Annotated in this window: 12 protein-coding genes; 2 read left to right on the forward strand and 10 right to left on the reverse strand. The window is 36.9% G+C overall.

The features are described from left to right. Window positions 1-36 precede the first annotated feature (36 nt). The 7 genes from IGJ02_RS14515 to IGJ02_RS14545 all read right to left on the reverse strand — a co-directional run bounded on the left by IGJ02_RS14515 (window position 37) and on the right by IGJ02_RS14545 (window position 7,489). Window positions 37-1,356, reverse strand: coding sequence for an amidohydrolase (locus IGJ02_RS14515; RefSeq protein ID WP_430602485.1), 1,320 nt, complete (start codon window positions 1,354-1,356; stop codon window positions 37-39). Beyond that, a complete protein-coding gene (locus tag IGJ02_RS14520; RefSeq protein WP_430602486.1) occupies window positions 1,340-3,079 on the reverse strand; it encodes an adenine deaminase C-terminal domain-containing protein in 1,740 nt (579 codons plus the stop codon). Before IGJ02_RS14520 ends, IGJ02_RS14515 begins: the two co-directional genes overlap by 17 nt. Before the next feature lie 22 nt (window positions 3,080-3,101). Continuing rightward, window positions 3,102-4,166, reverse strand: coding sequence for an ABC transporter substrate-binding protein (locus IGJ02_RS14525; protein WP_430602487.1), 1,065 nt, complete (start codon window positions 4,164-4,166; stop codon window positions 3,102-3,104). A 27-nt stretch (window positions 4,167-4,193) separates the two neighbouring features. Beyond that, window positions 4,194-5,234, reverse strand: coding sequence for an ABC transporter ATP-binding protein (locus IGJ02_RS14530; RefSeq protein ID WP_430602488.1), 1,041 nt, complete (start codon window positions 5,232-5,234; stop codon window positions 4,194-4,196). Window positions 5,235-5,291: 57 nt separating this feature from the next. Further along, window positions 5,292-6,071, reverse strand: a complete 780-nt coding sequence (locus IGJ02_RS14535; RefSeq protein WP_430602489.1) for an ABC transporter permease — start codon at window positions 6,069-6,071, stop codon at window positions 5,292-5,294. After that, the gene (locus tag IGJ02_RS14540) at window positions 6,064-6,900 is read right to left on the reverse strand and encodes an ABC transporter permease (protein WP_010762473.1); all 837 of its coding nucleotides are present in this window, start codon (window positions 6,898-6,900) and stop codon (window positions 6,064-6,066) included. Before IGJ02_RS14540 ends, IGJ02_RS14535 begins: the two co-directional genes overlap by 8 nt. 202 nt (window positions 6,901-7,102) lie before the next feature. Next, complete coding sequence (locus IGJ02_RS14545; protein ID WP_430602490.1) at window positions 7,103-7,489, reverse strand: YbgA family protein; 387 nt, start codon at window positions 7,487-7,489, stop codon at window positions 7,103-7,105. Between the two features lie 188 nt (window positions 7,490-7,677). Here IGJ02_RS14545 and IGJ02_RS14550 point away from each other — a divergent pair, with 188 nt between their 5' ends. After that, window positions 7,678-9,147 carry a peptide MFS transporter gene (locus IGJ02_RS14550; protein WP_430602491.1) on the forward strand — a complete coding sequence of 490 codons (1,470 nt, stop codon included), beginning with the start codon at window positions 7,678-7,680 and terminating at the stop codon, window positions 9,145-9,147. Window positions 9,148-9,202: 55 nt separating this feature from the next. Here IGJ02_RS14550 and IGJ02_RS14555 read toward each other — a convergent pair whose 3' ends face one another. The 3 genes from IGJ02_RS14555 to IGJ02_RS14565 all read right to left on the reverse strand — a co-directional run bounded on the left by IGJ02_RS14555 (window position 9,203) and on the right by IGJ02_RS14565 (window position 11,818). Then, the gene (locus IGJ02_RS14555) at window positions 9,203-10,366 is read right to left on the reverse strand and encodes a cation:proton antiporter (protein ID WP_010762470.1); all 1,164 of its coding nucleotides are present in this window, start codon (window positions 10,364-10,366) and stop codon (window positions 9,203-9,205) included. Window positions 10,367-10,510: 144 nt separating this feature from the next. Continuing rightward, on the reverse strand, window positions 10,511-11,074 hold the full coding sequence (efp, locus tag IGJ02_RS14560; RefSeq protein ID WP_010762469.1) for an elongation factor P: 564 nt from the start codon (window positions 11,072-11,074) through the stop codon (window positions 10,511-10,513). A 273-nt stretch (window positions 11,075-11,347) separates the two neighbouring features. After that, window positions 11,348-11,818, reverse strand: a complete 471-nt coding sequence (locus IGJ02_RS14565) for a nucleoside deaminase (RefSeq protein ID WP_430602492.1) — start codon at window positions 11,816-11,818, stop codon at window positions 11,348-11,350. Between the two features lie 318 nt (window positions 11,819-12,136). On the opposite strand from IGJ02_RS14565, the gene IGJ02_RS14570 reads away from it, so the two are divergent. Then, window positions 12,137-13,321, forward strand: coding sequence for an IS110 family transposase (locus tag IGJ02_RS14570; protein WP_430602100.1), 1,185 nt, complete (start codon window positions 12,137-12,139; stop codon window positions 13,319-13,321). The last annotated feature ends 80 nt before the right edge of the window (window positions 13,322-13,401 follow it).

Below are 13,401 nucleotides of genomic sequence, written 5' to 3' on the forward strand. Positions count from 1 at the left end.
TAAAACGTAATAGGTTTTATTCCTGCTTGTTTTTTATTATAATTTTTTTGCTTCTATAACGAAGTTTTCCATTTCACGATACAGCGTTTCTTTGATTTTTTCCAACCCTTGTTCAATCATTTTTTTCTCACTAATTAATTGGCGACCATTGACCCAAACCGAATCTACGTTACTGGCGTTAGCTGAGTAGACAATGGCTGAGTACGGATCGAAAATGGGGAACATATTAACAGACTCCGTTTCGATTAAAGTTAAATCTGCTTTTTTTCCGATTTCAATCGAGCCAACCTGATCTGCTAGACCTAACGTTTCTGCACCACCTATTGTTGCGAGACGGACAATCTCTTTTGCAGGAAAAAGAGCGCGATCCTGATTATGGGTTTTATGAAAATTAGCAAACAGACGCATTTGACTAAATAAGTCTAGAGTATTCCCACTACTTGGTCCATCTGTTCCTAAACCTACCACGATATTTTTTTCGAGCATTTGTTTGACAGATGCTACCCCTTTTGCTGATTTGGTATTCGCACCAATGCAATGAGCGACGCGAGCTTTTCCTTTTGAGGACGCAATGATGTCTAAATCATTTTCGGTTGTTAAAATGCAATGAGCTAAAATAAAGTCACGTTCAAAGTACCCTAATGTTTGTAAAAATTCTATTGGTGTTTGGTTATATTTTTTTTGAAACTCTTCCACTTCATAAGTCATTTCAGATACGTGCATCGTAATCGGGGCATTGTATTTTTCGCTAAGCGCCACGATTTTCTTTAGCGTTTCTAGATCATTTGTATTAGGCGCATGTGGTGCAATGATCGGTGTTACTAACGAATCGTTCTGCCATTTTTCTAAAAATGTTTCGCAATATTCATAGCCACCAGACGGTTTAGAACTATCACAAGTTGGCATATCAATAATAGTTTCGCCAACTAATGCTCGGATTCCCATTTCTTTACAACTTTTAGCTACCTCATCTTCAAAATAGTACATATCACAAAACGCCGTCACACCACTCAATAACATCTCTGCAATCGCATAATCAGTACTGGCTCTTACCAACTCTTTTGTCATATGTTGCTCTAAAGGAAATAAAAAGCGACGCAGTCGATCTGGAACATCATCTCCTAAAGAACGAAACGGGATCATCCCTGCATGTGTATGCGTATTGATCAGACCTGGAATCAACAACCCACTTTTTCCATCGATTACGTTATCAGCAGGACTAGTGACTGAAACAAGTTCAGAAACATGACCGATTTTTGTAATTAGATCATCTTCAATCATTACAAATCCATCTTTAACTTCTGAAAAATAATCATCCATTGAAAGGATATGCACATTTTTAATGAGAGTCTTCATTCAGCAATACTCCATCTTCTGGAAAAATCAATGGGTAAAATTCTTGTGTTTTTGTATTCATCATTCCCATATCTGTCACCTTGATAGCCGGTGAAACAGGTAGAGATAATGTAGAAAAAGACATGATTTCATTCATGTTTTTGTAGCCTAACGCTTGCATACTTGCACGGACTTTTTGTAAGTCGCTGCCTAGCTCTTCAATTGGTGCTTGGGAGAGGATTCCGCCGATTGGCAAAGGACATTTCCCTGTGATAACTCCTTTTGAAACAACAATGTAGCCACCTTGGATCATGATTAATTCATTTTGCGCTGTCACAATATCCTCTACATTATTGCCCATAACCATTACATTATGATGATCATGTGCCCAAGTAGTTGCAATTGCGCCTTTTTCAGTGATTGGTTTATCCATTAGTGATATGGAAATATTGCCATTTTTACCGTATCTTTCCATTACAATCAATAAAGCGCAGTTAGCTTCTTGCCATTGTAAAATCCCATCTTTCACGGGAATTTCTTTGGTGATCCGTTCAGTGAATGTTCCTACTTCTTGTTTTTGAATCACATTACAGCGGACATATTCTTTGTTCGTTGCCACTTTGATCACTAAATCAGAAACCGTAAGTGGTTTGCAATGAACTGATTGCTTATACTCTTCTGGAAATGACTCAATTACAGCAGGATATTCGATTTCTGCTCCTTTTTCATAAACCTTTTTGCCTGATTTATAAACAGCATCAAACGTCAACGTTTCTAAATTATTTAATAAAATAAAATCAGCATTTCGTCCCGGCGCGATTTCCCCACGATCGTGAAAACCCATCCGTCTCGCTGGTGTGTAGGTCGTCATATAAATTGCTTTTTCAATCGGTAAACCTGCTTTTACCGCCTTTTTCAAGTTCTCGTTTAAATGACCTTGGAGCAAGTCATCCGCCATTACATCATCTGTGATAATACTGGCATATTCATAAAAATCATTTTCTACAATAACCTTCATATTTTCCGGTGTGATCGATTTATTTTGGAATTGGATAAAAACACCGGCCTCAATTTTTTCTTTTAAGGATTCTGGAAATTGATGTGTATGATCTGAAGTGATTCCGCTAAATAAAAAGGCTGCCAGCTCTTCATCATAAATTTTTGGACAATGGCCTTCTAAGGGCATCGTCGGCCGTTCTTTTTTACATAGATCAATGATTTGGCGAATCAAAGACTCTGGTTCATAGGCAATTCCTTTGAAATTCATCGCTTCACCTAAACAGACGATTTTAGGATGCTTCAACAGCGCTGCCACTTCAGCAAGTCCGATAATACCACCCGTTGTTTCTAGTTCTGGTGTTGTTGAAGGAACAGAAGACGGAATCGCATGAAAAATATCCAGCTCAGTTTCTGCCTTCATAAATTCCTCTAAGCCATCTAAACCAAAGACATTGGCCATCTCATGAGCATCTGCTACAACTGTTGTTACCCCATAGCGTAATACTGCTTTTGAAAAAATCGTCGGTGTTGTCATCGAACTTTCAATATGCATATGGGCATCAATCAAGCCGGGAATCATATACTGATTCTCGGCTTTGATGATTGTTTCAGGCGTCAAGTGATCTAGCTCTGCGTTACTGATATAATAAAATTTTCCATCTTTGATGGAGACATTTTTCTTGATAAAAGATTGTGTTGACGTTTGGAAAACCAAAACGTCTTGAATGATCATATCTACGTTCATACTTATCGCCCTTCTCACTTGTTTATTGATTCATTGTACGGTTCCATTGATCGACCCATTTAGATAAGTTGTCATTAATGAATGAAAAATCAACTGTTTTTGCTCGATCCGCTACTTTACCGTATGTTTTATTTTCTGCTTGTTTTTCATCAAGTGTTACTTTGCTGTTGGTTGGACCTTCATTTAATGAAACGGCTTTTGCTTTTTGTGACGCTTCACTGATACGATCGTTAACGAATGTATAAGCCAATTCTTTGTTTTTAGAACTTTTCGGTACGTTGATTGTATTAAAGTTTGCGTAGGTGCCACTTTCAGGAACAACGTACGTTGCGTCTTTAGAAGCACCTTGAATGATATCAACCGCAAAATCAGCAACAACCGCTACCTCAATTTCACCTGATTGGAACATGTTGGCTAGATCTGATGATTTTGAATATGTCTTAACCACATTTGGTTTTAACTCTTTCATTGCATTAAAGGCTGCTTTGCCTTTATCTGTTGTAATATCAACACCTGCATGATCACTAGCAATGTATAACATCAAGGGGCCTGCTGTTGTAGAAATGTCTGGAACAGAAATTTTCCCTTTAAGATCAGACGACCATAAATCATCCCAGCTTGTGATTTCTTTGCCGACTTTTTCTTTGTTGTAAACAATTCCTACGCTATTAACTGCGATTGGAATACCTGCTCCACTTTCGTAGACTTCTTTTGCTCCAGCTGTTAACTCTTTAATATTTGGTACTTCTTTTTCTGTGATTTTTTCAAAAAGATCTTCCTTGTCACCTTGTGTGGCATTGGCTTGCGCTAATTCGATCACATCGATTCCAGCATTGGGGTTATTCAATAGTTTTGTATAGCGATCTGCACTATTACCAACTTCTAATGTCACTTTTGCATCGTTTACTTTTTCGAAAGGAGCAATAATATCTTTTTTTACAATATCTTCACTTAAACCAAAAGTAGAAACAACAAGTGATTTACTACCGCTTTTGCTTTCTTCTTTCGTATTCGCTTCGCTATTGCCACAAGCTGCCATTAATAAAGTTGCTGTTGCTAAAACGCCAATCAGTAGTTTCTTTTTCATTTTATTTATTCCCCTTCATCTTATCGTTTATTTTTCTAAAATAACTAGTTTATCTGCTGGAAAAGCTAAATTGATTTTATCTCCTGTTTCATAGATCTGTTCACTTGTGCCATTGACTAATAATTTTCCAAGTGGTGTTGTTACTTCATACTGATAACTTTTTCCTAAGAAGGTTCTGATTGCGACCATCCCTTCAACAGATTCGTGCGTTGGTTCTTGCACAATTTCAATGTCTTCTGGACGGATCGTTGCAACCGTCTCAGTTGCCGTTGGTTGTGGATTAGTCGTAGTGAATAACTGACCGTTTTCACTTTTATATTGACCTTCCGCGTTTTTTGTCACAGCAAAGAAATTTTCAAACCCGATAAACTGTGCTACAAATTTTGTTCTTGGTAAACGATAAATTTTTTCTGGCGAATCGTATTGCTCGATCACGCCGTTATTCATGATTGCGACTTTATCTGAAATAGAAAAACATTCTTCTTGATCGTGGGTCACAAATACTGTTGTTATACCTAATTGCTGCTGGATTCGTTTGATTTCGATCCTCATGGCTACTCTTAATTTTGCATCTAAATTACTTAATGGTTCATCTAATAATAATAATTTTGGTTCAATAATCAAGGCCCGAGCTAAAGCTACACGCTGTCTTTGTCCACCTGAAAGTTGCTTAGGATAACGATCACCAAGATTTTCTAATCCACAGACCTCAAGCATTTTTTCGACTTTTTCTTTTGTATTACCCTTTGATTCTTTTCTTAATTTCAATCCAAATGCCACATTTTCTGCAATCGTCAGATGTGGAAATAATGCATAGCTTTGAAATACCATGCCAAAATTCCGTTTATGCACAGGTACTTTCGTCAAGTCATCTTCATCTAATGTAAAACTGCCGTCGTTTGGTTTGATCAATCCTGCGATTACTCGAAGCGTTGTTGTTTTGCCACAACCACTTGGCCCAAGGAGTGAAACTAACTCCCCTTTTTCCATTGAAATGCTCAAATCTTTTAATATATCTTGTTTGCCGTCATAACTGACACGTATCTCTTTTAAATCAACAAAAGTCAAAATTTTCTCCTCTTTCTACCTATTAAGTCCGAAATATACGATTGCTTTCTCTTTTATTTACGCAATCGAAGCTAATCCTAATGTTTTTTCGATCAAAAACATCAAGCCCATTGTAAGTAACATCAACATTACCGAAATGGCTGAAACAGTTGGATCATAATTGTATTCCATGTAACTAAGTAAAGAAGTTGGCAACATGGTCACTCCTGGTCCAGATAAGAACATCGACACTGGAACATTATTGAATGAATTTACAAAAGCTAACATAAAGGCTGCAAATATGCCTGAAGAGACATTTGGTAAAACGATTTGAATAAATGCCCTTGTTTTCGTACACCCTAGAGTCCAAGCAACTTCTTCCATCGAATAGTCCAACTGCTCCATGCTTGAACCAACTACTCGAATAATATACGGTAAACTGATTAGAAAGTGCCCAATCAATAACCCTTGAAAAATCGGTAAGCCTAATTTGATGACAATGTATTGAAATAATGTGTATCCAACAACGATTCCCGGAATCACAGTTGGGGATAAAAAGAAGCTTTTAATAAAGTTTCGTCCTCTAACTGAATAACGTGCTAAGGCATATGATGCTGGAATCCCAACAACCAATGCTAAAACGGTTGCTAATACACCAATCATTAAACTTAATTTAAAACTGCTCACAAACGTATCTGACTGCAACGCTTTTGCATACCAATCTAAAGTAAATCCTTTTATCGGAAACTGAATTGCTGCGGCTGTCCCAAAAGACGTCACAACAATCAAGCAAAGTGGTAAGAATAAAAATAAAAATACTAGGATCGCAATCAACGTCATCCCTTTTTGTTTACGCATTGTTTGCTTCTCTCCTATCAACTTTTTTGGCTACTATGTCTAAGCCTTTCATAACGATCAATGTTACAACAATCATGATCAAGGCTAAAACACTCGCTGCATTCCAATCTCCTATGGTATTGGCCTTTTGATATAAAAAGGTCGACATCATCATTTTCTGATTTCCACCTAACAATTGAGGTGTTGTATAGGCTGTCAGTGTCCCGGTAAAAACCAAGATACTACCAACGATCGTTCCTGGAATAGAAAGCGGTAAAACAACTTTCCGAAATGCTGTGAATGGACTTGCCCCTAACGTTTCAGCGGCTTCTAGCATTTCCCCTTCGATATTTTCCATCACGCCCACAAGCGTCATAATCATCGTTGGTAAAAAAAGATAAACAGAGCCAATAATAATTGCAAACTCTGTATATAATAAATTCAGAGGAGCAGCGATCAAACCTGTTTTCAACAACAATGTGTTGATTACACCAGTTTTTCCTAAAATGTTGATCCAAGCAAAACTACGAATTACTGAATTAGTCAACAACGGAAACAAGGTCATCGCCATTAAAATCCCACGCCATTTTTTACTAACTCCAGCGATATAATAAGCGGTTGGAATCCCTAATAAAATTGAAATAAACGTAACGATCAATGAAACTCTAATCGTGCGCCAAAAGATCGACATGTTATAGTCGTCTTTAAAAAAATCGAGGTAGCTGCTCAATGTCACCCCTTGATCTGAAAAAATAGTTGGTAAAATACTTGTCGCCAAAGGAATCATTAAGAAAAATAATAATAAAATCATTCCAGGTGCTACGATAAAATACGGAACATTCTTGTTCATTTATACACTCCTCGTTCGTTTTTCCACTGATTTAGTATACTCATTTTTCCATCTAATTTCAATATGTTTTTTTTATTCAAGCGATAAATATTCGTGTATTGACAAAAAAATATATTTATACATGTAAAAAAAGCGAATTCAAACATTTATAACGAACTTATGATAAAAATCCGTTGTCTGAATCGCTTTTTCATTCATTTAGTTATTTTTCTTCTTTTGGAAAAAGAAGTTTTGACTGTAGTAGATATTGTTCTTGATATTTTAACGTGAGTTCTTTTAAAAAAGAGAGTAATGTATCATGATCTACAGAAAATGTTTTGAGCAACTCTTCATATTTTTGACGTTCTGTCTCTGATGCTTTGTTTTTAAAATATCCCCAAACATGTTGATACGCGTTTAGAAGATTGCCTTTTTTTGGTGGCTCAGCTAGTGCGTGTTGCAAATAGCTTCGAAATGCCCGTTCTTTTCCTTCATCCCACTTATCATCCGTAAATAATTTTCTGATTGCTCTATAATCGCTTTGAGATTTTGACAAAATCAAATATTTCAATGCACTCCATTCTTGCTGTCTTTGAGCTATTATTTTCATAGCCAACTTCCTTTCTATTCATATTATGAAAAAAAAATGAATAAAAATACCATTTTTCTTATAGTCTATTCATGAAAATTTATGATGTTTAAAAGAGAAAAGGTTTAAAATGTTCTCTATATACTTTTTTCAGAAACACTAGGTTAAATGAATTTTCTGAATATTAAAAAGAATTGAGGTTATTTTTTATGGACGAGCAGCAGTTAGACAAGTCATTTTTGGGTCAGCCAAAAGGATTGTCTACACTCTTCTTTACTGAGATGTGGGAAAGATTTAGTTACTATGGTATGCGGGCAATTCTACTGTACTATATCTATGATACGGTCGCAAACGGCGGTTTAGGGTTACCCAAAGAAACAGCTTTGGCAATCATGTCGATTTATGGATCTCTTGTTTTTATGTCCAGTATTGTTGGCGGCTGGCTCTCTGACCGAGTGCTGGGTGCTAGAAAAACAGTCTTTTTCGGCGGCGTATTCATCATGGTCGGTCACATCGTTCTAGCGACACCATTTGGGATTGCTGCATTATTTCTTTCTATCCTATTGATCGTAATCGGTACAGGGATGTTAAAACCGAACGTCTCCGGTATGGTTGGTCATCTTTATTCAAAAACAGATACACGCCGAGATGCCGGCTTTTCTATTTTTTACATGGGTATCAACATCGGCGCATTACTGGCACCATTCATAGTGGGAACATTAGGTCAAACCTATAACTATCATGTTGGGTTCTCTGTAGCAGCATTTGGTATGTTTTTTGGTTTACTGCAATATTATTTACAAGGTAAAAAATCATTAGCAAGTATCGGCTTAAAACCAACGAATCCGATTGGAACGGAAGAACGCAAAGCATTCAAACGCTCGTTATTGATGGCACTTGTCTTTGTCATCGTACTTTTTGGCGGAGCCTTTATGATGGGGCATTTAACAATTGGTTTCTTTATCAATAGTGTTAGTGTGCTGGGTATTTTGTTACCTGTCTACTATTTTATCAAAATGTTAACCTCTAAAAACGTAACGGCAGAGGAAAAACCGAGAGTTCTTGGTTACATTCCATTGTTTCTAGCAGGAATCGTTTTTTGGTCATTAGAAGAACAAGGCTCTTCAATTTTAGCATTATTTGCAAATGAACGGACAAATGATACCTTATTTGGGTTTTCAATTGCTCCTAGTTGGTTCCAATCATTAAATCCGATTTTTGTAGTTGTTTTAACGCCTGTTTTCGTGACATTATGGACAAGATTAGGGAAAAGACAACCATCAACCGTAGTCAAATTTTCATTAGGATTGGTTTTTGCTGGTCTTTCTTTTGTCCTTTTAATGCTGCCAGGATTACTTTACGGAACGGATACACGAGTTAGTCCTTTATGGTTATTCTTTAGTTTCTTCATTATGATCGTAGGGGAAATGTGCATTTCACCCGTTGGACTATCGATTACAACAAAGCTTGCGCCTAAAGCTTTTGAATCACAAACAGTGGCGATTTGGTTGTTAGCGGATGCCGCTTCACAAGCAATCAATGCTCAAATCGCACGTTTTTATACACCTCAAACTGAATCAGCGTACTTCGGTATCGTCGGAATTGTAGCGGTCATCGCTGGTATTCTACTGATTCTTTCAAAGAAACCAATCAAAAAATTAATGGGTTCTGTCCACTAAAAAAAGTTTCTGCCAAAGCGCATTCTATTCGGCTTTGGCAGAAACTTTTTTTATTCTAATACTGAAGTTGTTTTTCTTGTTTCATGATCGTTGCTTTTAACAACAATGGGGCAATGATCGTCGTAGCGATAATAACAATGATCACAGATGAATAATACTCTTCTGAAAGAAAACTTGAGGTCAAGCCTACTTGAGCAATGATCAATGCCATTTCACCACGAGAAACCATTCCTGAGCCGATAATCATTGTAGAAATGCCTTTGAACCCAGTGACACGGGCACCTAAAGCACCACCTAATAATTTCGATAACACTGCAACAACCGTTAAAACGACAATAAAAAGAAAATGCTTCGACATACCGGCAAATGTCATATTCAACCCAATAGAAACAAAAAACATCGGAATAAATACGGTATACCCAATTGTCTCTAGTTTTTCGTCTACTCGCTTACGATAATCAGTCTGAGCAATTGCTACCCCAGCAAAAAAGGCTCCGATGATCGCTCCCATGTCCAACATCTCTGCAAAATAGGCAAAACCTAAACAAATCACTAAGGAAATCGCAGAAACAGCTTCTATCGCAATCAATTTTTTACTCAAGTTCAAAAGCCAAGGTACAAGCCATTTGCTGGCCGCAAAAATCACAACAAAGAAGAAAACTTTCAGTAGTAACACTTCCCACATCGGTAAACTTCCTCCTGGCGTAGAGCGATTCATCAAGCTCAACATGATTCCTAAGATCAACACCACAACGATATCATCGACAACGGCCGCGCCAAGAATGGTCGCTCCTTCTTCACTGTCTATTTTTTTTAAATCTTTAAGTACTTGAACCGAAATACTAACGGATGTAGCACTAAAAAGAACCCCTAGGAAAATCGAATTTTGAACGGAAAACTGAAACATTTCCCCAACACCAAAACCCATCGCCGCAGGAAATACTATCCCTAAAAGTGCGACTGATAAGGCCGGCCGCCAATATTTTTTCAATAATTCCAAGTCACTTTCCAACCCTGCAATAAACATTAAAATAATAACACCGATTTCTGAAAAATAATGCATAAAGTCATCTGGTTTGATCCAACCTAATAAGGCTGGTCCAATCAAAATACCGACTAACAATTCCCCAATGACAGAAGGAACCCCCACTCGATTACAAAAATGCCCAGCAAGTTTTGTAAATAATAAGACCAGACACAATGTTAATAGAAAACCCATATTTCTCTCCCTTTCTCTATATAAAAATACATAACTTATTGTACCATGCCAACTAGAATTAGTAGTTATGGAAGGATTCCTACCTGACAAGCACAATAAAAAACTGACAGATTGATTTCTCACCTGCCAGCTATTTCATTTATCTTATTTTGATGCACGTTTTAGATACGTACCTTCTTGTGTATTGATTTCTAATGATTCATCCGCTTCGATAAAATCAGGAACGTTTACTACTAAACCTGTTTCCATAATTGCGGGTTTACCTGAACCAGAAACAGTCGCACCTTTAATCGATGGTTGCGTTTCTTTTACTTTCAAGACAACTGTTGTTGGAAGTGTGATCCCAATTACTTCTGATCCGTAAAATTGGATTTTTACTTCCATATTTTCTAAAAGATACTTTAATTCATACTCAATCACAGAAGTTGGAATTTCATACTGTTCATATGTTTCTAAATCCATAAAATTAGCTGTATCATCTTGGCTGTATAAATATTGAACTGGTTTGCTTTCGATAAAAGCTTTCTTGACTTTATCGTCTGGACGCATCGTTGTGTCCGTTGTAGCGCCTGTACGAACATCTTTCAATTTCATACGCATAACCGTGTTTCCTTTACCAGGTTTGTGATGGCTAGCATCCATTACACGGATTAATTTGCCGTCTTGTTCAAAAGTCATACCTGCTTTAAGATCACTTACTGCTATCATGTTGTTTTCTCCTCTTTCTTTAAGGTTCGACCGAAAAGTCTGATCGAAACGTTAGTGTAGTGCCTCTAAATTAGAGATCCTTCTTAAAAAAATTCTTCTCAACCATTGTAGCAGATTACTAGCGGATATTCTAGAGAATACGTTGTTTGGATTCATTTTTTTGCAGTAAAACATCGGAAAATCTCATTTGACAAAAAAAGTGATTGAGTGATAACTCGTTGAGTCATATCCCAATCACATAAAATTCAGATAGATAGAGGCCGTAAAAGTATACTACCTTTCCTTCTCCACATCATTCAAATTGATTTTATCAAACATTTCCCATAAAGAATCACACTCCGGACATCCGCCTGTATGAATCATTGCTAACGATGATTTATCAGTACCATCAAGATAGTTTCGCAAATGCATATCCGAAAAACCATGTTTTGCAGCATCTTCTCTAGTATTTGAATAATAGACCGTTTTGATCCCTGCCCATAAAATAGCGCCAACACACATTGGACAAGGTTCACATGTTGCATAAATTTCGCAATCTGATAAGTCCATTGTCTCTAACTTTTTACAAGCCTCACGCACAGCAACCATTTCTGCATGCGCGGATGGGTCAGTATCTCGCATCATCGTATTACTGACTGAAACGATCACCTCACCTTTTCTAACGAGTGTTGCGCCAAATGGACCACCAAATTTATTTTCCATTCCAACAACAGTTGCATCTGCTGCCATTTTCATATAGTTCATGCTTTTTCTCCTTGTATATTATATTTAAGGTTTTAATCTTCCGATTTTAGTGGATAACCTTATGAACCATTGTTATTTTTCATTAGGTATTAACTCAATAAATTTGAGATAATATAATTACTGGATTGAGAGGCTATGTCGTTTTCTCCTTGAGTCTATGAACTCGTCATCGAAAGACTGACACCTCTCTCTGTTTAGCTGTTTACGAATGAGTTAGATGTTGAAAGCCTTCTAGCTTTACTCCGTATCTAGAACAAGGTAGTAACGCTTTTCAGTTGAGTGGATTTCAATCCAAATCCTTATGAAGGCGGTATAATTATGTTCTACATTGGAATTGATATTGGGAAACGTTCCCATGTTGCTTCAATCATGAATGATGAAGGAAAGGTTGTTCTTAAAGGATTTTCTTTTCCGAATACCATTGAAGGTGGAGAAAAATTACTTGGAAAAATTCATGATTTTTCTTCTTCATCAGATGATTTTACTGTAGGTATGGAAGCTACCGGTCATTATTGGTTAACGGTTTTTTCATACTTACATGAAAAAGAGTTTTTAATTCATGTTCTTAACCCCATCCAAACGGATGGGTGGCGTAAAGGGACAGAAATTCGTAAACGTAAGAATGATATTATTGATTCAGTTTTAATTGCAGATCTGATTCGCTTCGGTTCCTTTGTTGAAACGACACTCTCTGATGAAAATATTTTTTCTCTTAAACAGCTTTCCCGTTATCGTACTTATCTAGTTGGGACAGCGAGTGACTTTAAACGTAAAATCATTGCCGTATTAGACCAAGTTTTCCCTGAGTATGACTCAGTATTCGGTAAATCAGGTGTTTTTGGTAAAGCATCCAAAGAAATTTTACTTGAATTTAGTTCTCCTGAAACACTCCATGATATCTCTGCGAATACTCTTGCGAAACTACTTAAAGAAGCGAGTCACAATCGTTTAGGGATAGATAAAGCCAATGCCTTAAAAAGTGCTGCGAGTCGATCTTTTGGTATTACTTTTGCTCAAGAGACCTTTACTTTCCAATTACGATCAATGATTGAACAACTTAAATTTCTGGAAGCCCAAATTAAAGATACTGAAACTGAAATCAAAAAAATCATGGTTATTCTGCATTCTGTCATTGAAACGATCCCAGGAATCGGACCAATCAATGGCGCTACTATTCTTGGGGAAATTGGAGACATTAGTAAATTTTCCAATCCTACAAAATTAGTCGCATACGCTGGTCTAGACGCGACTGTTTCTCAGTCTGGTCAATATCAAGCAACACATAACGTTATGAGTAAACGTGGTTCCCCTTATCTTAGAAAAGCCTTATTTTCAGCTGCTTTAATTGCAGTACAACATGATCCTGTTCTTAAAGCCTTCTACGAAAAGAAACGTTCTGAAGGGAAACACCACCTCACAGCTCTTGGAGCAGTTTCCAGAAAGTTATGTTACATCGTTCATGCGATTCTCAAAAAGAACGAACCTTACGAAATACGAATGTAACTCAAAAAAATACCTTTGCTTTCTCTTATTTGTTATGCACTTTTTTGTTATTAAATTTTGGACTAATTCTTTTATTCTTT

The sequence above is a fragment of the Enterococcus sp. DIV0724b genome (genome assembly GCF_050531475.1).
Taxonomy (GTDB): Bacteria; Bacillota; Bacilli; order Lactobacillales; family Enterococcaceae; genus Enterococcus_L; species Enterococcus_L haemoperoxidus.

Bases quoted from the DNA above. Each gene is read 5' to 3' on its own strand.
- IGJ02_RS14515 (WP_430602485.1), bottom strand. From the start codon at position 1,356: ATGAAGACTCTCATTAAAAATGTGCATATCCTTTCAATGGATGATTAT.
- IGJ02_RS14520 (WP_430602486.1), bottom strand. From the start codon at position 3,079: ATGAACGTAGATATGATCATTCAAGACGTTTTGGTTTTCCAAACGTCA.
- IGJ02_RS14525 (WP_430602487.1), bottom strand. From the start codon at position 4,166: ATGAAAAAGAAACTACTGATTGGCGTTTTAGCAACAGCAACTTTATTA.
- IGJ02_RS14535 (WP_430602489.1), bottom strand. From the start codon at position 6,071: ATGCGTAAACAAAAAGGGATGACGTTGATTGCGATCCTAGTATTTTTA.
- IGJ02_RS14540 (WP_010762473.1), bottom strand. From the start codon at position 6,900: ATGAACAAGAATGTTCCGTATTTTATCGTAGCACCTGGAATGATTTTA.
- IGJ02_RS14545 (WP_430602490.1), bottom strand. From the start codon at position 7,489: ATGAAAATAATAGCTCAAAGACAGCAAGAATGGAGTGCATTGAAATAT.
- IGJ02_RS14550 (WP_430602491.1), top strand. From the start codon at position 7,678: ATGGACGAGCAGCAGTTAGACAAGTCATTTTTGGGTCAGCCAAAAGGA.
- IGJ02_RS14555 (WP_010762470.1), bottom strand. From the start codon at position 10,366: ATGGGTTTTCTATTAACATTGTGTCTGGTCTTATTATTTACAAAACTT.
- efp (WP_010762469.1), bottom strand. From the start codon at position 11,074: ATGATAGCAGTAAGTGATCTTAAAGCAGGTATGACTTTTGAACAAGAC.
- IGJ02_RS14565 (WP_430602492.1), bottom strand. From the start codon at position 11,818: ATGAACTATATGAAAATGGCAGCAGATGCAACTGTTGTTGGAATGGAA.
- IGJ02_RS14570 (WP_430602100.1), top strand. From the start codon at position 12,137: ATGTTCTACATTGGAATTGATATTGGGAAACGTTCCCATGTTGCTTCA.